Here is a 21901-nt window from a genome sequence, read left to right as displayed (position 1 = left end):
ATCTGTAAAAAAGCCGGCAGATAATTTTATCTGACGGCTTTTCATATTATATATTTTTTATAATCAGATCTGCCCTTCGGAGCTTAGGGACGTAGTGGATACCATTGGATCTAAAATACCTGGTATCGGAAGTGGTATCTATAATCTCTACGGTTTCTTTGGGTTTTCCAATGGCAATTAAAACTCCTAAATCATAGTCGTCTGAAATCTCTAGAAGGTCTTTTATCACAGGTTTATTATAAGCACCTATGATGCAGCCGCCATATTTCATATCCCTCAATTTCAGCATGATATTCTGGCTTGCAATTCCCATATCAAAATTAAACAGAGTTTCACTGACACCTACTTTTTTTTCATTTAACATCAAGATATATCCTGTTGGGGACTCTTCTTTTGTAGGATTCCAATTTATAAATCCAGCCCATTTGGTATGCGGGAAAACCTGACTGCAAATTTCATCATCTGAGATTAAGACATATCTTATACATTGTGCATTTCTGGCAGAACTAGAGTACCTAGCTGTCTCAATAACTTCTTCCAACTCTTTTTTACTGATTTTTACCCTTTCAAAACTCCTAAAAGATCTCGTCTCTCTTATCAATTTATCAATCAAAAATCTTACCCCCTTTATAAATATATCTGTTAAAAGTATCTTTCAAAATTGCTCATATGTCAATAGAGAAAGGAGATAAAATTTATAAAAATTTTGATTATAATTAACCGGATACAACGTCACGTTGCATTTTCTTTTCCCTCTTTATCTTGATAAAATTATAGTTTCCATGAATCTTCCTTTTATATCCAAAATTTGTAATGGTAGGGAAGATCCCTATCCTCCTGATCTCAAACAGATCATCACTGAGACAGTATGAACCTGAATCGGTAGCTACCCCGTATGGATATCCTGCATCACTGACTAATTTTTTGGCCCTGTCATCCAGGTTCCCGTAGGGATATGCAAAGGAGTTGAGTCTGATATTTAGTTTTTTTTCAGTATTTTCCTTATCTTTGAATATCTCTTCCTTCATCTCATCATCGCTTAGTTCAGACAGTCTGGGATGACTCAGGGTATGTCCGCCAAATTCAATGAGGTCACTGTCCCTCATCTCTTCCAACATGGGCAGCACCATCATCATGAAGGTTTTTTCGTCTGTCAGGTCTACATCCCATTTATTGTAGGTCCTGTCAGAAACCAGGTAGATGACAGCTTTGAATCCGAATTCCTTCAGGATAGGAAATGCATAGGTATAGTTATCGATATAGCCGTCGTCAAAAGTCAGGATGATATATTTTTTTTCAAACCTTTGGTAGATGGGGATCTGAGAGAGATCCTCAAAGGTAATGGGAATATAACCTCCCTCCTTTAAGATGGTCATATGATCCCTGAACTGGTCTGTAGTAACATAGGTGCCGTGTTTTCCAGATTCCGTATCTATATTTTTTATCACCCTGTGATACATGATCACAGGGATCTCGTATTTATTTACCCGGACCCATTCCCTCTGGTATGTTTTTTCTAAAGCATCTACGATCTTATCGATATTAAAATTTTCCCCGATAAGGTCTGTTACCTCTGGAGGAGTTTGTTTTAATTCCACACCCCGGTCTATCTCAGACCTGATAAAATTCCAGTCAAAATCATGGGGAGTCCTGTCTCCTACATCTCCAAAATTAGAAGCTAAAGCCTTGGATACCGTATCCATATCTATTATCCCGATCTCTTTGGCTTCTCCAATGGCTAAAGTCGGTCTGCCCATGAGCAGACTTTCCATAGCTACCCTTCCAGCCCCTATGATTAAGTCGGAATTGGCCATGAACTCATAGACATTGTCTATATATCCTGTAAAATTCACCCTGTCTTTAAATTTATTAAATCTTTCAGGAATATCTTTCCCACCGATTATATTTATCTTATATTTTTTCAAATCAATGGAGTTAGTCAGCAGATTATAGGTTATATCAGCTTTAGGGCCTGACAGCCGACCTATGATAGAGATCACTTTTTTTTGATTTTTAGGAGGTTTTGAAATTTCAAATTTAGTTAAATTTATCCCATTTCTCAGAACTTTAATTTTAGCGGGATCCACATCAAAGGTTTCTATCAGGTCCCTTTGTATGTTTTCACAGACAGCATACCCGCATCCGATAGGCTGCTTTCTTTTTCTGTGCTTGGATATATGCTGCATCCCGTGAACGGTGGTTATAAATGGCGTTTTTGTGAGTCTGCAGGCTATCTCTGCACTCCAGGCAGAGGCACGGGAGTGGGCGTGAACTACATCTATCTTATTCTGCTTTATAATTTTTATTAATTTTATTATCTGATCCAGCCTCTGGAATAGATTTCTTTTGTTGAATGCAAGGGGGATGTATTTACCCCTGTTTTTTTTTGTCAGTGTATCGGAAACAAAATATAAATTATGTCCCCTGTCTATTAATTTTTCTCCTATTTCAACTGCATATACTTCAGCTCCTGTAACTTCCAGCTGAGATAATGCCATCAATATATTCATCAATTTCCTCCTTGATTCCTTTTTTATTGATTTATTATACCATAAATTGATTTTGAAGCTGTGAGGGAATTTTATGTTTTATTGGTTGTGGTTCTTTAGAGAATAAATATTATCGTATAACTCCTTTTGGTTAAATTTCTACTGTTTTTATTTTAATTAGCTTTATTCTAGTTAAACTTTAATTTAATTTTTAAAAATGGTATTATGTATTTAAAGTAAAAAAAATTTAAGGGGGAGAAATTTGAATAAAGGATCAGAATGGAATAAATGGGATTTACATGTACATACTGCGTCTTCATATGATGCTTATAAAGGGGAAGATGCTGATGAACTACTTATTAAAGCGTGGAAAGAAAAAGGTATAACCGCAGTTGCAATAACCGATCATTTTAAAATTGATAAAGAAAGAATTGAAAATTTAAGAAAATTAGCTCCTAATATTACAATTTTTCCAGGAGTTGAGTTAAGAACGGATAAAGGAGCTACTAATTTACATGTAATTCTTATATTTTCAGAAAATATTAATTTAAAAAAACTATCTTCTGCTTTTGATGTAATTATGTTAGATGGGAAGGCAAAATCTAAAGAAGACAATGAAAAAATATACTGGGATTTTGAAGATATTTTAGAATTTGCTAATAGTAGGGATGGATTAGTCTCTTTACATACAGGTAGAAAAACAAGTGGAATGGATAAAGTTATTACTAATTCACTTCCTATTAATATAGCAATAAAAAAAGAAATAGCATCTAAAGTACATATTTATGAGATTGGACAAGTTAAAGATATTCACGATCATAAAAAAAATATTTTTCCACATATAGGCATAAAACCACTTATAATCTGTTCTGATAATCACGATCCTAGAAATTATGTTTTAAAAGAATATCTCTGGATTAAAGCTGATTCAACTTTTGAAGGGCTAAAACAAGTAATACATGAACCTGAGGATAGAGTTAGAATTCAAAAGTATATGCCAGAACCTAAGAATGATTATGAAATAATCGATAAAATTACTTTTAATGATGAAAATGGAAAAGAAGTAGTTGTTAATTTTAATCAGAATTTAAACACAATTATTGGTGGAAAATCTACAGGGAAATCTTTATTATTAAAAAACATTGTTAATAATATTGATAAAGAGCAATTAGATGATAAATTAAAGATACAAAAAGAATTCTTAGAGTTAAATAAATTTTCTGTAAAATGGAGAGATGGCATCGACAGTGAAATGGCAAGGAAAATAGAGTATATACCACAGTCTTTTTTAAATAGACTTATGGATGATGTCGACAGCGAAACAACAATAGATGAAATAGCAAAAGAGGTTTTGTTACAAAATAAGGAAAGAAAAGATAGCTTAAAAAAGCTAAAAATAGAATGTGAAGAAACAGAAAAAGAAACAGAAAGTTTGGTTGATGATTATTTTGATTTAGAGGATGAAATAGTAGAAGTTAGAAAAGAGCTTAAAGATATTGGACTCAAAGAAGGTATTGAAAGAAATAGAGATGAATTATCAAATAAGATTAACCAATTAAAAACAGATTCTGGAATGAGTAAAGAAGAAATTAGAGAAATGGAGAGTTTAAGAGCTAAATTAATTGATTCGAAACAAAAGAATGAGGCGATTGAAAAGGAAGTGAGTGAGCTCAAAGAAATAATGAAGTTAGAATGTTATAATGATTTATTTTTAGAAAAAGCTAGTAATTCAAAAAATGTTTCAGTAAAGATAGAAGTTGTTTTAAATAGGATTAGAGAAGATATAAATAAAATTATTTCTGAAAGAATTGAAGAAATTGAAAAAGAAGCTAGTAAGTTTAATTTGGAATTGAAAGAAGCTAAAATAAAAATAGAACCTTTTAGAAAGAAAATAGAAAATCAAGAAGAATTGAAGAAGACAGAAGAGCAATTTTTAGAAGAAAATAAAAAACTGGATAAAATAAAACAGTTAAATTTGGATTTATATTACTTTAAAGAAAAAAAAGAAGAAAATTTGAGACAAATCCTTAAAGAGCTTTCAGATTATCAAGCAATTTTTAGTGAAAGTTTAGATAGTGAACTTTGGAAAGCAAAATTTGGAGAAATAAAAATTACGCCAAAGGTAATTTTTTCGAAAGAAAAATGGGGAAATATCTATTCGAATCTTAATGGGACTTCTTTGAGACGTTATTCAGAGTATTCTATGGAAGAAATTCCTAATACTAAAAATATAAAAAAACTGTTTGAGTTAATATTGAATGAAAAAATCAAGATAAAAAGCGGGATAGAAAAAAAGGATCTTTTAAAGAGAATAGCCAGAAATAATTACATTATAAAATTCGAAGTAAAAGAAGGAGAAAATGACATTAATCAAATGTCTGAGGGGAATAGGTCATTTGTATTATTAGAGATGATTTTAGAACTAAATGAAGGAAAGTACCCTATTATTATAGACCAACCAGAGGATGATCTAGATAATAGATCTATCTATAATGATTTAGTAAGATTTATTAGGAATAAAAAATCACAAAGACAAATTATTCTAGCAACTCATAATGCAAACGTAGTTGTTGGAGCAGATGCTGAAAATGTCATAGTAGCTAACCAGCATGGAATTAAAACAGAAAATGAAAATGAAATAAGGTTTGATTATAAAAATGGTTCATTAGAAAATCAAATAAAAAATAAGGATGGAAAAACTCTTGAAAAAAATACAGTAAAAGAACATATTTGTGAAATTCTAGAAGGAGGAGAAATAGCTTTCGAATCTAGAAGAAAAAAATATAACTTTAATTAATTGAACTGGGTCTGCTCCATATTTTATGTAAACCTCCAAATTGGTGTAAACTAAAATTACATTGACTTGGAGGTTTTTATGAGTAGAAAAAATGAGCAGAGCTATTTCTTAATTATAATGGATAGAAAATATAAAGATTAGGTATAGTCTTTTTAAGAAATGGAGGAATTAAAATGAACAAAGGTAAACAAAGAACAAATAATCATGTTATAGAAGGGGAGTCATTAAGAATAATACAAAACACTCTTCCTAAGGAGTGAGTTATTAGAAATTAGACACCAGACTACGGTATCGATCTAAGTATTGAAATTTTTGATGAATTTAAAAAAGGAACTAAATCTTCTGAGACTTTAGGTGAACATATTTTTGTACAGGTGAAAGGAACTGAAAATTTAAAAAAGGAACTAAAAAAATTTATGAAAGAAAAAATGAAGAAATGTTTAGTAATGACCAATCTCAACCAAATTTAGAAACGACTATCGAAACTGTGAAATTTGTCATAGACACTTCTTTGTTAATTACAGTTGAAAAAATGAGCTCTAGTGTTCCTGTAATGTTATTTCTAGTAGATATTAATAGCGAAGATATATATTTTGTTTGTTTAAATGATTATATTGAAAAAGTAATTATTCCTAAAAATTCATGCTACGACACACAAGATTCTATAACAATTGATTTACCTTTATGTAATAAACTTGATGACAGCGGAATAAAGAATATTCTTTTTTATTCTAAGAGACCTAAATTTTATTCTTTTTTCAATAAAATTAAGTACCAAAATGACGCTCTAAAGTATGTGTCTGATGAAGACTTAATAGAACAATGTTCATATTTTGTAAAAAAATTATTGCGTTTTGATGTGTGGAGTGTAGAAACACCTTATATTAAAGAATTTCACAAAAAATTAAAAATGTTTGACTCTGAACAGTCTTTACCAGAAATAAAAAAAATGTTAACTAAAAAAAAATATGATAATGTGGATAAAGAATGGGAAACATCATATTCAGCTAAACTTTTTACCAAAGAAGAAACGATTGTTTTTGGTTTTATAAGATCGCTTTGGGAAAGCTTAGATTCAATTTCTGGAATATATGAAGAGTGTTGGCGTGAATGTTTTTTACCAACATACTATCACGCATCAATCTGTGAAATGGAATAAAGAAAATATTTAGAATAAAATGATAGTGGTAGCACATAGGAAATTAATCCTATGTGCCTTTTTCTATATTCCTAATACCATTTTAGTTCTTTTAAATAAACAGACTTCACCTTTCTCAGTCAAATGCCTATCACTAATTATTTTAGCTTCGGTTTCTTTTAGGAAGAGTTAGACCTCTTTACTCTCTTCAATTAGCTCCAATGTCCCGGTTGTAGTGGCTACCACTGTCACCAGCGGTGCTACGAATATTCCTATGAGGGGAACAAAGAGCAGTATTGTGAATAACCCCCCGTTGATCAGGAAAAATATGGGGTTTTGACGTATAACATCAGTACCTGTCTGAAAATCATGCCGTTCCAGAGTATAGTCGATAAATGAAAACCCGATATAATATGACTGCACCATAAATAATAATATCGGAATAATTGTGTTTACAAGGGGGATAAAAAACAAAAGGAGGATGATGCAGGTCATGACCAATTCCCTTAAAAATGACTTTGTTGTAACAATTATTCCTCTTTTGACGAAATATAAGTTTTCCTTGAAACTGAAATTGAATTCCTTCCCTGTAATAATTGATTCTGTCCTTTCAGATATATAACTTAAAAATGGGGAAAGGACAATTAAAATCAATGTCTTATAGAGCAGATAATATACAGCGAAAATTGTCAGATAGATGATGAATTTTAAAATAAACTGGATAAATGAATTTAGATCTCCTCCTAAAAGATTGTTTGCAAACTCTACCAAGGCTCCCCCAATAAATTTACTCAAAAAATAAAATAAGGTTATAAGAATTATGTTGATGATCCCCGGAATAAGGTAGTACTTCTTTAGGTTGTTCTGGCCTATGAACTTAAATGCCTTCATATAGTTGTTAAAGGTAAAATTGATCTGTTTTAGCATGACTCACTCCCTGTTTAATATGTAGTTTTTAAGATAATTATACTGTAAACAGCCTGCATTTACTAATTTATTTTGTGAAAAAAACTCCTCCTCCTATCAGGGAAACCGGGGTGTATTATTCACCCTATAAATAGGTCGGAAAAAAGATAAAAAAATAAGTAAAAAATAGGTTGATTATTTTGTATCTTAGGAGTACTATTCCGTTATAAAGAGGAGGGGTAATCATGGAAAGAAGAGGCTGCTTTTTTGCCTTACTGGCAGGTATAGTCTGGGCTACAATGGGAGGGTTAGGAGTAGTATTGGGAAGTCTGGGATTAACCCCCTATGAGATAGCGTTTAACAGGCTGTTTTTTGGATTTTTATTGACAGCTGTTTTTTTATGCAAAAAAGGAAAAGAAAAATTAAAAATAGATAAAAAAGGATTTATATATATATTGGTTATAGGGGTAATAACCCAGGCCTGTACAAACATATTTTATTATAATGCTGTGAATATATCGGGCTCCATAGTGGCTACACTATTGGTCTGTACAGGTCCGTTATTTACAATGATATTTTCAAGCTTGGTTTTCAGGGAAAAACTGACAAAATTTAATCTGATCTCACTAGGAGTAACCCTTATCGGATGTATATTTGTAATAGTTAACGGAGATATAAAAAAAATAAATTTTGATGCAGTGGGGATTGGTTTTGGGATTTTATCGGGGATAACCTACGGCCTGTTCCCCATATTCAGCAGGAAATTAGAAGGAAAATATGACAGCGAAGTAATAACTTCATATGCTTTTGGGATAGGTGCCATGGTGGTGTTTGTGTTCTGTGATTTTGGAAACTTAATATCGGAATACAGCAACAATCATATAATAGCTGCTTCACTTCTGCTGGGGCTCCTGCCTACAGGGACTGCATTTTTCCTGTTTTTAAAAGCGATAAATTATATTCCCGTAGTAAAAGCAAGTATCATCAGTTTAGTTGAGATACCAACAACAGCTATAATAGGTACATTATTTTTAAATGAGGTAATAACTGTAAGCGGGGCTCTTGGGATGTTTTTAGTCTTAGGGGGGATATGTATTTCAAAGTTTAAATAGACAGTATTTTTTACTAAAATCAACAAAACTTATGATGGGATTAAAATTGGACAGATATTTAATTTTTAGGAGATGTTTATGAAAAAAAAGAATTTAGGGGAGATAATAGGTAATAGATGGAGCGGGGGGATAACAAAAGAACTTTATAGAGACATGGAAGATTTTAATATCAGGATATCCAGTGCATCTATAGAACCCGGGTCCAGTAAATTTTCAGATTTTTCAAGGTATAGGAGGATCTTAATAATACTTGAAAACGAAGTGACACTGACCAGGGAGGATGAACTGATAGATCTCCGGGAAGGTGATGCTTTTTCCTTTCATGGTAAGGATGAGATAAGATCTGAAAATGAAAAAAAGGTTCTGGACTTTAATTTGATATGGGATCCCCTCAATGTAGATGTAAATTTAAATAAAATCTATGGAGAAAGTAATCTGCTGACCAGTCAAAAAATCTTCATATTCTCTGTGGATAAGGGATCAAATCTTAATTTCAACAATAAAGATTATACCTTGGATAAATATGATTTTATAGAAATACCGGATAGTGAGTATAAAGATATTAAATTTAAAGGAAAATTCATCCTTATAAACTGGAAATAACATTTTTTTTGTCTGCTTAAGTATAAATTTCATCTAAATGTGGTATATTTTATACAGGCTATATTAGATTATAGAAAAAATAGAAATTGGGGGTTAAAAAATGTCAAAATTAGTAGAAAGATTTATAAATTATGTGAAGTTTGACACGCAATCAGACGAAAACTCAACTACATGCCCGAGTACAGAAAAACAATTGAAGCTGGCTGTTTTCTTAAAAGATGAGATGATCGGGATGGGATTAGAAGATGTAACACTGGATGAGAATGGATACCTCATGGCAACTCTGCCCAGTAACACAGACAGGGATGTTCCGACTTTTGGATTTGTAGCACATATGGACACTGCACCTGCATTTTCAGGAAAGGACATAAAGCCTAAATTTGTAGATTACAAGGGCGGGGATATAGTATTAAATGAAGAAAAAAACATAGTTCTGTCTCCTAAAGATTTTAAGGAGTTAGATTCATATATAGGGGAAACTCTTATTACAACCGACGGAACTACCCTTTTGGGAGCAGATGACAAGGCTGGTATTGCTGAAATATTAACAGCCATGGAATATTTGATGGATCATCCTGAGATAAAACATGGAAAGATCAGAATAGGATTCACACCTGATGAGGAGATAGGAGCAGGAGCGGATCTCTTTGATGTAGAAAAATTTGGAGCTGAATTTGCCTATACCATTGATGGGGGAAGGTTAGGAGAGGTAGAATATGAAAACTTCAATGCTGCAAGTGCTAAGATAAAGATAAGAGGTAGAAGTGTACATCCGGGGACAGCTAAAGACCAGTTAGTCAATGCCCTTCAAATAGGAATAGAGCTTCATAATTTACTACCGGTAAACCAGCGTCCTGAATTTACTGTGGGGTATGAAGGATTTTATATGCTGTCCGAGATGAGCGGGGATATATCTAATGCAAAGTTAGATTATATTATCAGAGATCACCATATGGAAAAATTCATAGAGAAGAAAGAATTTATAGGGCAGGCAGTAGAACTATTGAATAAAAAATATAATAATGCTATTGAATTAGAGCTTAAGGACAGCTATTACAATATGAAGGAAAAGATCGAGGAAAAGATGGAAGTCTTTGATATAGCTCGTGATTCTATGATCGAACTTGGAATAGAACCTGTTATAAAACCTGTCAGAGGCGGGACAGACGGAGCCAGATTATCTTATATGGGACTGCCATGTCCGAATATATTTACAGGAGGGCATAATTTCCATGGTCAGTATGAATATATACCGGTATCATCTATGGAAAGAGCTGTAGAAGTAATAGTGAAGATAAGTGAAAATATTGGTAAAAGATAGAAAGAATAATTATATCAAATAACCATCTAAAGAATTCCTTTTAAGGGGTTCTTTTTTTTTGATATGGTCTTAATAATAGTATTTCTTGAAAGGAGGGTGAAAATTAGGTATAATAGTTAAGTTAGAGTCAAAAATAATTATATAAACAAAGAACAATAGGTTAGAATAATAAGTTAGGAGGGACAGATGAAAAAAATATCTTTTAGAAGGATACTTCCATCCAGAATTTTAGTAATGTCATTTATAGTTATAATACTGATAGGCACATTTTTTCTATCGCTGCCTATTGCTGTAAATAAAGGGCATGATATAAGTGTTTTGACTGCATTATTTACAGCTACGTCTGCAGTTTCAGTGACAGGTCTTACATTGGTTGATGTAAGTAAGATATTCAGCCCCTTCGGGAAAGCGGTAATATTAATATTGATCCAGTTGGGCGGACTCGGAATAATGACTTTTTCAACCTTGGTGTTTACCCTCATAGGGAAACAGATAACCTACCAGGAGAGAAAAATATTAAAGGAAGACCTCAATTCTTATACCATTGGAGGAATAATAAAGTTTTTAAAACGGATAGTTTTGATAGTGGCAGGGATAGAGATCATAGGAGCTGTTTTGTTAACTGCTGGATTTTCTGGCACCATGCCGATAAAAAAAGCAATGATATACGGAATATTTCATTCGGTATCTGCATTTTGTAATGCCGGGTTTTCGCTTTTTTCCGACAGTATAATCGGATATTCCAGCAGTCTAACGGTGACCCTTACTATTGCAATCCTGATATCTTTAGGAGGAATTGGATTTGCAGTTATTAACTCAACTATAAACTACTGTAAAACAGGTAAAAAAACGTATAATTTAACTTCTAAATTAGCACTTTACATCAGTTTTTTCCTGACTTTTGGGGGGACTGTAATATTTTTTATATTTGAGAGGAGTAACCCGGGAACCATTGGGCATATGGGAATAATAGATGCATTGAATAATTCTTTTTTTCAAAGTGTAACCACCAGAACAGCCGGATTTAACACTGTCCCCATGGAGAATTTGAGACCTTCAACACTGTTTTTGTTCCTGATTTTGATGTTTATAGGTGCTTCCCCTGGTTCTACAGGTGGCGGGTTAAAAACTACAACTTTTGGAATAATAATGTTTTATGTAATGGTAGTACTGAGAAATGAAAAAGATCTTGTTATATCTAACAGACGTGTTCCATGGCAGGTATTACACAGAGCCATGGCTATGTTGATAATATCCCTTATATATATTGCTGTGGTAGTATTTCTGATATTGATGACCAATGAGATGACTTCTATAAAGGATATGGCAGATGCTATTTTACAAGGATCTATACAAGGGACTGCAGTGGTACATACGAGCAGCCTGACTTTGGATAAGGTTATCTTTGAAGTTATGTCAGCCTTTGGCACAGTAGGAGTATCCCAGGGGATAACGGCGGATCTGAATGTATTCGGAAGGATATTATTAACTCTGACCATGCTCATAGGAAGGGTTGGTCCCCTTACCTTTATGCTGGCATTCAGTGAGAAAATTAAAGTGAGAACTTATAAATATCCACAGGAAAATGTACTGATAGGATAAATTAATTTTAGATAAAAAGGAAGGAGCTGAGATAGAGATGAAGAACTATTTAGTTGTAGGATTAGGCAGGTTCGGAACCAGTATTGCAAAGACGCTTTATGAAGCTGACTGTGAGGTTCTGGCAATAGACACAGATGAGGAGCTGGTCCAGGAAGCTATAAATAACAATATAATAGATAATGCACTGATACTGGATGCAACCGATGAAAATGCATTGAAGGAAGTAGGTGCCAGTAATTTTGATATAGCGTTTATAGGTATAGGAAGTAATATCCAGGCAAGTATCATGACAACCTTAAACTTAAAAGAGTTAGGTGTTAAAAAAATTATAGCAAAGGCAGTCACCAAGAGTCATGGAAAAGTATTAAAAAAAATAGGTGCTGATGAGGTGGTGTATCCGGAAGAATATATGGGTAATAAGATAGCTATGCTGGCTATGGAACCTAATATGATGGAACATCTGAGATTTTCAAAAGATTTCCTGCTGGTAGAGTTTAAAGCCCCTCCGTCGTTTTTGAGTAAAAATCTCATGGAATTGGCTGTAAGAGATTCATATAATATCAATATAATAGGCATAAAAAAAAGTGATGGTGAGTTGAATCCAAGCCCTAGAGCAACAAGTGTAATTGAAAAAGGCGATACACTCTTAGTTATCACTGATGCAAAAACAGCCAGAGAATTAGAAAATTTAAAGTAAAGAAGGAGAAAAAAATGCATAAATTTGATGTGATAGTAGTAGGAGCAGGACATGCAGGTTGTGAAGCAGCCTTAGCATCTGCAAGAATGGGAATGAAAACCGCAATATTTAGTATAACTCTGGATAATATAGGAGTAATGTCATGTAATCCATCTATCGGGGGGCCTGCTAAATCTCATTTAGTAAAAGAGATAGATGCTCTCGGCGGAGAGATGGGAAGAAATATAGACAAAACTTTTGTACAAATAAGAGTATTAAATACTAAAAAAGGACCGGCTGTAAGGTCTCTCCGGGCTCAGGCTGATAAACAAAGTTATCATATGGAGATGAAAAAAACTATAGAGAATACCGAGAATTTAGATTCTATCCAGGGGATGGTAACTGAGCTTTTAGTAGAGGGAAATAAAGTTATAGGGATAAAGACCCAGGAGGGGGTAACTTATTCATCTAAGACGGTGATCATAGCTGCAGGAACATTTATGAGAGGTCTTATCCATATTGGGGATAAAAAGTTTCAAGGTGGAAGGATGGGTGAACTGCCGTCAAATGATCTGCCTCTATCACTAAAAAAAATAGGATTAGAGTTAGGAAGATTTAAGACAGGGACTCCTCCAAGAATTGATTTTAGAAGTATGAACTTTGACAGGTTAGAAGAACAACCGGGGAATTTAGATCAGCTTCTGAAATTTTCCAGTAGAACTCTGGATAAGGATGTAGAGGGAAGGGATCAAATCCCATGTTATATAACATATACAAACCCGGATGTACATAATGTGATAACCCAGAATAAATCTAAGTCGCCGTTATTTAATGGAACTATTGAGGGAACAGGGCCGAGATATTGTCCGTCTATAGAAGACAAGGTATTTAGATATCAAGAGAAGGAAAAACATCATCTGTTTTTGGAAAAAGAGGGATATGGAACCAATGAAGTATATATAAGTGGTTTTTCAACTTCACTACCTGCAGAAGTTCAGGAAAAGATGGTGAAAAATATCTATGGATTAGAAGATGCAAAGATCATGAGATATGCCTATGCTATAGAATATGACTATGTATTACCCGAAGAATTACAATATAGTTTAGAGACTAAAAAAATAGAAAATTTATTTTTAGCAGGACAAATTAATGGAACTTCCGGGTATGAAGAGGCTGCCGGACAGGGTCTTTTAGCCGGGATGAACGCAGCTAGAAAATTACAGGGGAAGGAGCCTATCATATTGGATAGAGCTGATTCATATTTGGGAACTCTGGTAGACGATCTGGTGACTAAAGGGACCAATGAGCCTTACAGAATGTTTACAGCCAGAAGTGAATACAGACTCCTCCTCAGGGAAGATAATGCCGATCTTAGATTGTCTCAGATAGGTTATGAAGCAGGATTATTGGATGAAGTTACTTATAACTTAGTAGAAAAGAAAAAAAGAGATGTTTTGGAGATCATAGAAAAATTATCTCTAAGTGTAGGATCTAGTAACAAAAGGATTGAAGAGGTATTAATCAAAAAAAATAGTGGAGACCTGAAATCAGGAACTACCTTACTGGAACTATTAAAAAGACCCAGGCTGGACTATAAAGACATTAAATATATCGCTGAGATTATAGATGGATTTGAACTGGGGCAATATCCTGAGGATACTGAATATCAGGTAGAGGTTCAGGTTAAGTATGACGGGTATATAAAAAAATCATTAAAGATGATAGAAAAACATAAGGCTTTGGAAGAAAGGTTGATTCCTAAAGATTTTGATTATGATATAGTGAGCGGGATAACCGGAGAAGCTAAGGAAAAATTAAATGAAAAAAAACCTTTAAATATAGGTCAGGCTTCCAGAATATCTGGGGTATCTCCGGCAGACATCTCGGTATTACTGATGGTTTTAAAGATAAGGGGTGACAAATAAGATGAAAGAATTTTTTAATGAAGGGTTGAAAAAAATAGGTTTGGAATTAGACGAAGCCACAGTAGATATGTTACTGGAGTATGGGAATTTATTATTGGATACCAATAAACATACAAATCTGACAGCCATCAGGGATGAAAAGACCATGTATGAAAAACATTTTTTAGATTCCTTACTGTTACAGAATAAAATCCCTTGTGGTGTGAAAAAAGCCATGGATATAGGTACAGGAGCAGGATTTCCCGGGATGGTATTAGCTATTGCCAACCCCCATATAAATTTTACTCTGATGGATTCTGTGAGTAAAAAAACAAAGTTTTTGGAAATGGTAGCAGAAAAATTGAATTTATCCAATGTAGAAGTAGTAAATATGAGAGCTGAAGATTACATAAAATTAGAAGACAAGAGGGAAACCTATGATTTGGGATTATGCAGGGGAGTATCCAAGTTTAATGTGATCCTGGAATATATGGTTCCTTTTCTAAAGGTAGGAGCTACATTTTTAGCCCAAAAAATGGACTATCAGGAGGAGCTGGAATACTCTAAAAATGCATTTGAAATATTAAACAGTAAAATTGTGAAGGTGGACGAATTAAAATTACCATTTTGTGAAGATGCCAGATATATATTTGAGATAAAAAAGATGGCAGAGACCGACAAGAAATATCCAAGAAGAGCAGGTATACCACTAAAAAGACCACTATAAGCACAATTGAAAATTGAGAAATTATAATTGAAAATTAAATAAAATTTTGGATTTAATTATTAATTTCACCGAAGGAGACAAGGGGGGAAGCTGTGAAAAGACTTATCATAAAATACCGAAAAAGTTTCATTGCTTCCTCGGTACTGGTTTTAATGTTAATGACTGTTCCATTATATATTACCGTTAAGGACAACTTTGACCGAATAGTAGATATGTCTTTAAAATATTTTTTAGCTGATATCTCCCATACAACCTCTGATCTTTCCACATTTGGTCTGATTGTAGTAGATGATGCAGTCTTAAAAGATGATAAGGGGATCACCATACTTTACGCTCCTAAGCTCATCCTGCGGTATTCTATAAAAGACCTCCTAAGGGGTAAAATTACAGAGATCAGTGCTGAGGATCCCTACTTATATATCGCAGTAGATAAAAATAGAGGTATAAATATAGTGGATATTTTCGCTGGTGGAAGCTCTGGGACAGGTGGGAAAGCAGGAACAGGAGTACCTATAGATATTATCACAGTGACCAATGCCAGGCTGCTGTTTCAGGATAATTATTATGAAAACCCTATAAATATGTTCGTGGAAAATGTAGAGGGATATGTCAGCTTTGATGATACCCATGGGATCGATCTGAGGTTTTATAACACTGCAGGGGATGAAATGGTAGATTATTCCTTTACCAACTATGAAAAAGACTATTCTATGACCATTAAATTAAAAAACGGGAGTATCGACCAGGACCTTATGCAATACGCCTATGTAGATGAATACACAACTTACTTAGGAGGAAAAGCAGACCTGGACCTGACTATAGATAGTGACGGATTATGGGGAGATGCTTATCTGTCTGCGGCCACCTTTCATACCAGTGCATATGAGGGAGTGGCTACAGATATCCATGGGGGAGTGGAGTTTTTAGGGAGTAGGATAAAATTAAAGTTAGATGGAAAGATGGGAGAAAAAGATGTTAACTTCTCTCTGGAATATCGTCCAGATGGTTTAGAGATGGACGTAACAGCCAGGGACCTGAATAAAGAAGATATAAAAAAAGTTACCTTACTGGGTGATACCCTGAAGAAAAAATTAGATGACTTAGGAGATTTCAACATTTCATATCTGAGATTAAAATTTAGTTTTGATGAGGAATTTAACCTGACTTTGGATAACTATCTGAGATTAGATACCCTGGATATTAAAGGAACTGAGGTAAAAGATCTAAAAGGGAGTATAGTTTTATTCAAAGATCAGGTGAAATTAAAAGATCTTAGATTCTTTCTGGATTATGACGGACTGGAGGGGTATACCCTGCTAAATGGTTCTTATGAAAATGATATTTTAGATCTGAATTTTAATATTTTAAACAGGAAAAGTCCTTTAAAATTAAAAGAATTAAGCGGTGATTTCAAATATGATTTAAATGCTGAAAAAATTGACTATACCCTCTCTTCAGATATATTAAAAATAGGCGGGAATGTCGATCTCGGTAAAAAAACATTTGGGATCTCTAGTATAGGAACTAAAGATGTAGAGATAAAATATAGGGATGAATATTATTCTACTAAAAATAATGTTAAAGTAATCTATGACTATGCCAATAAAAATTTGATTTTAGGGCAGGGAGAAGTAGAGATAAAGGAAAAAAAATCTCTGAGATCTTTAGTTTTGAACTTTACCAATAATGGCAACAGGATCTATTTTAACAAGATAAATTTATTTTATAATGAGTTACAGCTGTCCGCTAATGGTTATTTAGATATAGATAATCTCTCCTATAATTTTGATTATATAGGAAAAAATTTGAAGGTTGAAAACTTTATCTCTATTGATGACTTAGAAACAGGGGTAGATTTTGACGGTACTTTTATAGGGAAAAAGAAATTTTTTACCCTGATTTCTAATTTAGACAGTAAAAACGGCAGGTATGGGGTTTCCTATAAGGATATTCGAGGAAGACTAAGGGTGGTTAACAATGATGAACTCGGTGTAGACTTCGATGGTTATTTAGGAGAACTGTCCTATAATGACGTGGAATTTAAAGACTTTAAGGTGGGATTAAATTATAAAGATGGAGTTTTTAAGGTCTTAGAAGTGAGAAATAATCTTTTGACAATTGCAGGGGACTATAATATAATTAATCAAACCTTAGACTTTGACTATAAGATAAGGGGAATAAAAGAAAATAAGGTGAAATTACTGGAAAAGTATGGGATCAGGATGGATCTAGAGGAGGTCGATGGAAGCCTACAGGGTGACTTGGGAAATTATAAAATTAATTTTTATTCGACAAATGCCTGGATTCAATATGAAGATTTACCAAAGATATATTTAAAGGGAGGAATCCGTTTTTATGATCAAAATATTTATTTTGACGGATTCAAAGTCGGTGAAAATAATATCAGCGGATATTATGATGTTCCTTCTAAAGAATTCAGACTAAAGGTAAATTTACTTGAAAATAATTTGGCGGAATATTATGGGGATGTAAATTTAAAATATCGCCTTACAGGAGAAGTTGTCCTGTGGGGAACACCGGATAATATTAACGGGGTTTTTAAAACTTTTGCAGATAATGTCTATCTGCGGGGAAGGAAACTGCCAAATATAAAGATGATATCTACTTATAAAGGGGGGGACTTAGATAAGGTAGGTAAAAGCGGTCATATGGATATTAATGATGTTATAATTTATTCTGATAGTGGAGATAAACTTTTAGGCGGAAGAGGATGGATAGACCTTAGCCAAAACAAACTTTCCTTTAAACTTAAAGATATTTTAGATATTGAAAAATTAAGAGAATATTCAAATATCCAAGATATAAATGGAAAGTTAAACACTGAGATCAATATAGATGGTGCATTTAATGATCTAAAATACGATTTTAAGATAGACAGTGAGACCATCCTTATTGATGGAAATAAGTTTGAAAACTTAAAGGTCGACATCCGTGGTGATTTAAAAGAGCTGACATTAAAAGAGTTGAGTTTAAGTTATCATGACAATAAACTTACCTCCCAGGGGAAGGTTGATTTTACAGATTTTGACTATAGTTTAAATATCAAATCCAACGAAATAGATCTTTCTTTTCTGAATATTTTTTCTTTTTCTGAATATATAAACCAAATTAAGGGAATAGCTACTATAGATGTAGAGATAAATTCCAAAAATAATTATGGTGAATTTAAAATCAAAGATTTGTCAGCTGAAATGCCGAAATATGGAATTTTTATAGATAAAGTTAATACCCAGGTAGTTTTAGATAAAAAACTTGTGAAGATCGATTATTTTCAGGGTAAGATAAATAATGGTGACATTAAAATGGAAGGTTATTTAAAAATACCTGAATTTAAGGGGATAGAAAGGGAAGAAAGTCAGCTGTCTAATTTAGATTACAGACTTAATTTGATTTTAGACAATATGGATTATTCCTATCAGGATAAAATCAACCTGGTACTGAGCTCAGATGCAGTTTTTGCTAAAAACAAAGTCACTGGTGATTTTATAATTAACAGTGGTGAAATTTTGGGGATCCCGGATGTAGAGGACACAGAAGTTTCCAGTATAGCTTCCCAGATTAAAGAGAAGAAAGTTATCAAAAAATCCAAAGAGTTAGGTAGTGACTTTGAGATTAAAACTGTTGAAGATGAGGGGCCCAGTATCGACATAGATATAAATTTAAAAACTAAAAATCCAATTAAATTAAAAATTTCAAAATTGACTTATACTTCTATTGTTGAAAATATATATGGAGATTTGAATATAGATGGAAATTTAAAATTAAAAAATAAAGAGATAAGTTATAATGGGATAGTCAGTATCGATGACGGGTCCGTTGTATTAAACAATAATTTATTTTATCTGAGTACTGCCACAGCAAAATTTGTAAAAACCGAAGCGGAGTCTGTAAGTTTTCACCCGATAGTAGTACTAAATGCAAACTCTACCATAGCAAATGAAGATGTATATATAAATATAAACGGTGAATATCCGGATTTACAGATCCAAATGAGTACAGGTTCAGGATTAAGTCCAGATGAGATTGGATCCTTACTGACTTTTCATAATGTAAGTGATGAAAAAAATACAGGTGTAGTGGTAAAAGATGTATTGGACAGGGAAATAAGTGCTAAACTTTTTTCACCTATATCTGCAGAAATTGCCAATGTATTGAAGATAGAAAAATTTCAAATTTCATCTGATTTAGTAGCATATGAATATGAAGGTGGAACTTATAAGGATACAGGATCTTTGGGATTAGGAGCATCGGTAGAAGCTGAGAATCCAATATACAAAGATAAATTGTATTGGAAGGCTGAAGCTAGATGGGGAGCATCTAAATATTATGACAATGTCACTGAGTACGATTTCGCTTTAGATCATAGAATAACAAAAAACTTATCGTGGGGTGGTGGAGTTGGTAAAATTCCAGAGGGTAGAGCAAGAACAGGTGATACCCTTATTAACTATCATATTGATTTAAGTTGGAGAAAAAAATATAAAAATTTAGAGCAGATAATACTTAACATATTTTTACTTGGAGGAGAAGAATGAGAAAACAATTAATAATTTTATTGACACTTTTGATCTCATTGGTGAGTTTTTCCCTGGATTACGAAATATCTGATATAGATATTAGAGGAAACCGGGAAGTACCAATGGAAGTTATAAAAGGAAATTTAAATTCCAAAGTGGGAGACAAATACTCTACGAACGACATGGTAAGGGATTATCAAAGTATAAAAAAATTATCCTATATAGATGACGTAACTATATATCCTAAATTAGAAAATAATAAGATAAAACTTATCATTGAGATTAAAGAGGATAAAGATGCGGCCAATCTATTAAAAAAAGAAAATATTTTACCTATGTCTGAGAGGGTAAAGGTGGATAAATCTTTAATTATAAGTACAATAGATATATTTGGAAATTTACATATTTCCAGAGAGGAAATTTTAGAGCAAATACCAGTAAAAGTGGGTTCATTTTTTTCTAAGGCAAAAATTTTAGAGGGACAGAGAAAACTTATTAATACCGGTTATTTCAGGGATGTAAATCCAGAGGTATATAAGTATGGTGAAGGAGTATCGGTCCAATACAATCTAGAAGAAAACCAGGTAATAACAGGAGTGAAAATTGAAGGGAATACCAAGTATTCAACCGATGAATTAATTGCATTAATTCAAACTGAACCTGGAAAAATATATAATATAAATACATTGAGGGATGATAAAGACAGGATCATAAAAAAATATCATGAAGATGGTTATACTCTTGCAAAAGTTATAAATATAGATATTAATAACAATATGGAACTGGTAATAACTCTTGCTGAGGGAATTATTCGTAACGTTGAGTATAAGAAGATGGTAACTAAGCAAAAAGGTGCTCGTAGACAATCCAATGATACTCTTTTAAAAACAGAAAATTTTATAATCGAAAGAGAATTAGAGATAAAAGAGGGACAGGTATTTAACCAAAAAGACTATGATCAAACGGTAAGAAACTTAATGAGAAGTGGTGCTTTTAAAAATATCCAGCCGGAATATAAAAATATTCCTGGAGACCCGGATGGTGTAAAAGTGGTGCTCCTTATAGATGAGGACAGAACAGCCATGCTTCAAGGGGCAATATCTTATGGTTCAGCAGTAGGACTTGTAGGAAGTGTCAGTATAAAGGACAGTAACTATAAGGGACGGGGACAAGATCTTGGATTTACCTTTGAAAAATCTTCCAAAGATTATACAAGTGTAAGCCTGTCATTTAGAGATTCATGGATAAAAGGTACAGATTTTGTATCGTGGGGATGGAATTTATACAGACAAGAGGATGAAGACAATGAAACCTACGATCACTATGCCAGTACTATTCACGGGGGTACAATCTCCATTGGTAAAGGTCTCAGCAGATATTTAAGATTTGAACTGGGGCTTAAATTAGAGAGAGTCCAAGAAAAAAATGAAGATGCTAAGCGTACACAGGATTATAACTATGCAAGTGTGACACCATCAGTTATATATGATACCAGAAATAATTATTTAGATCCTACATCTGGTAACTATGCTAAATTTAGTGTAGAACTAGGTCATTATTTTGGAATTAATGCAGGGAGTGCATATGAGGATGATCCAGGAATAAATACCAAAGATGAACTTTTTTCCAAGGCTACCTTGGAACTTAGAAAATATCATCAAGGGTTATTCAAGGGGAATACCATGGCCTATAGAATGGTTGCAGGAATAGGTACAGACTCATTGAAATACCAGCAATTGTATGCTTCTGGTGGAGCCAACTCTATGAGAGGGTATCAATACGGCTCGTTTAGAGGGCAGGATCAATTAATTTTTAACATCGAAAATAGAACGGAAATAAATGAAATGTTAGGACTGGTTTTCTTCTATGACCTTGGTAGATCTTGGTATCATGGGGACAGTAAAGATAAATTTGTAGATCGATCTGAGGGGAATTTTCCGGATGATATGAAGCAATCGGCAGGTGTAGGACTTAGAATAAAAACACCAATCGGACCAATCAGACTTGATTTTGGATTCCCAGTAGGAGATTCTGAGGAAAGTGGAATGCAGTTCTTCTTCAACATGGGACAGATGTTTTAAATATAAT

The 21901-nt window shown here is 33.3% G+C and carries 15 protein-coding genes; 12 read left to right on the top strand and 3 right to left on the bottom strand.

What is annotated here, in order from left to right:
- Nucleotides 1-46: 46 nt before the first annotated feature.
- Nucleotides 47-613, bottom strand: coding sequence for a nitroreductase family protein (locus DYH56_RS11430; protein WP_114643006.1), 567 nt, complete (start codon nt 611-613; stop codon nt 47-49).
- Nucleotides 614-716: 103 nt separating this feature from the next.
- The gene (locus DYH56_RS11425) at nt 717-2510 is read right to left on the bottom strand and encodes a polysaccharide deacetylase family protein (protein ID WP_114643005.1); all 1794 of its coding nucleotides are present in this window, start codon (nt 2508-2510) and stop codon (nt 717-719) included.
- Between the two features lie 241 nt (nt 2511-2751).
- Here DYH56_RS11425 and DYH56_RS11420 point away from each other — a divergent pair, with 241 nt between their 5' ends.
- From DYH56_RS11420 to DYH56_RS11410, 3 genes are all read left to right on the top strand, one after another.
- Nucleotides 2752-5286 (top strand): TrlF family AAA-like ATPase, encoded by a 2535-nt coding sequence (locus DYH56_RS11420; RefSeq protein ID WP_114643004.1) that lies wholly within the window; start codon nt 2752-2754, stop codon nt 5284-5286.
- A 290-nt stretch (nt 5287-5576) separates the two neighbouring features.
- On the top strand, nt 5577-5756 hold the full coding sequence (locus tag DYH56_RS16470; RefSeq protein ID WP_114643003.1) for a hypothetical protein: 180 nt from the start codon (nt 5577-5579) through the stop codon (nt 5754-5756).
- Nucleotides 5723-6445: a DUF4365 domain-containing protein gene (locus DYH56_RS11410; RefSeq protein ID WP_114643002.1), complete on the top strand. Its 723-nt coding sequence runs from the start codon at nt 5723-5725 to the stop codon at nt 6443-6445. The genes DYH56_RS16470 and DYH56_RS11410 overlap by 34 nt, the downstream gene beginning before the upstream one ends.
- Before the next feature lie 168 nt (nt 6446-6613).
- On the opposite strand, the gene DYH56_RS11405 is transcribed toward DYH56_RS11410, so the two are convergent.
- The gene (locus DYH56_RS11405) at nt 6614-7351 is read right to left on the bottom strand and encodes an EI24 domain-containing protein (RefSeq protein ID WP_114643001.1); all 738 of its coding nucleotides are present in this window, start codon (nt 7349-7351) and stop codon (nt 6614-6616) included.
- A 224-nt stretch (nt 7352-7575) separates the two neighbouring features.
- Between DYH56_RS11405 and DYH56_RS11400 the strand changes: the two genes are divergently transcribed.
- The 9 genes from DYH56_RS11400 to DYH56_RS11360 all read left to right on the top strand — a co-directional run bounded on the left by DYH56_RS11400 (nt 7576) and on the right by DYH56_RS11360 (nt 21894).
- Nucleotides 7576-8442, top strand: a complete 867-nt coding sequence (locus DYH56_RS11400; RefSeq protein WP_114643000.1) for a DMT family transporter — start codon at nt 7576-7578, stop codon at nt 8440-8442.
- A gap of 78 nt (nt 8443-8520) precedes the next feature.
- Entirely contained in the window at nt 8521-9045 is a 525-nt protein-coding gene (locus DYH56_RS11395; protein WP_158539138.1) for a HutD family protein, read from the top strand.
- 100 nt (nt 9046-9145) lie between these two features.
- Nucleotides 9146-10366, top strand: a complete 1221-nt coding sequence (gene pepT / locus DYH56_RS11390; RefSeq protein WP_114642998.1) for a peptidase T — start codon at nt 9146-9148, stop codon at nt 10364-10366.
- A 186-nt stretch (nt 10367-10552) separates the two neighbouring features.
- The gene (locus DYH56_RS11385) at nt 10553-11968 is read left to right on the top strand and encodes a TrkH family potassium uptake protein (protein ID WP_114642997.1); all 1416 of its coding nucleotides are present in this window, start codon (nt 10553-10555) and stop codon (nt 11966-11968) included.
- Nucleotides 11969-12005: 37 nt separating this feature from the next.
- Nucleotides 12006-12665: a potassium channel family protein gene (locus tag DYH56_RS11380; protein ID WP_114642996.1), complete on the top strand. Its 660-nt coding sequence runs from the start codon at nt 12006-12008 to the stop codon at nt 12663-12665.
- A 14-nt stretch (nt 12666-12679) separates the two neighbouring features.
- Nucleotides 12680-14569 (top strand): tRNA uridine-5-carboxymethylaminomethyl(34) synthesis enzyme MnmG, encoded by a 1890-nt coding sequence (gene mnmG / locus DYH56_RS11375; protein WP_114642995.1) that lies wholly within the window; start codon nt 12680-12682, stop codon nt 14567-14569.
- 1 nt (nt 14570) lies between these two features.
- Nucleotides 14571-15275, top strand: coding sequence for a 16S rRNA (guanine(527)-N(7))-methyltransferase RsmG (rsmG, locus tag DYH56_RS11370; RefSeq protein ID WP_114642994.1), 705 nt, complete (start codon nt 14571-14573; stop codon nt 15273-15275).
- Between the two features lie 92 nt (nt 15276-15367).
- Nucleotides 15368-19831, top strand: coding sequence for a hypothetical protein (locus tag DYH56_RS11365; RefSeq protein WP_114642993.1), 4464 nt, complete (start codon nt 15368-15370; stop codon nt 19829-19831).
- Entirely contained in the window at nt 19828-21894 is a 2067-nt protein-coding gene (locus DYH56_RS11360; RefSeq protein WP_114642992.1) for a BamA/OMP85 family outer membrane protein, read from the top strand. Before DYH56_RS11365 ends, DYH56_RS11360 begins: the two co-directional genes overlap by 4 nt.
- Nucleotides 21895-21901: the final 7 nt, after the last annotated feature.

The sequence above is a fragment of the Psychrilyobacter piezotolerans genome (genome assembly GCF_003391055.1).
GTDB lineage: Bacteria > Fusobacteriota > Fusobacteriia > Fusobacteriales > Fusobacteriaceae > Psychrilyobacter > Psychrilyobacter piezotolerans.
The sequence above is the reverse complement of the archived record's forward strand: the minus strand, read 5'-3'. Positions and strand labels throughout refer to the sequence as shown.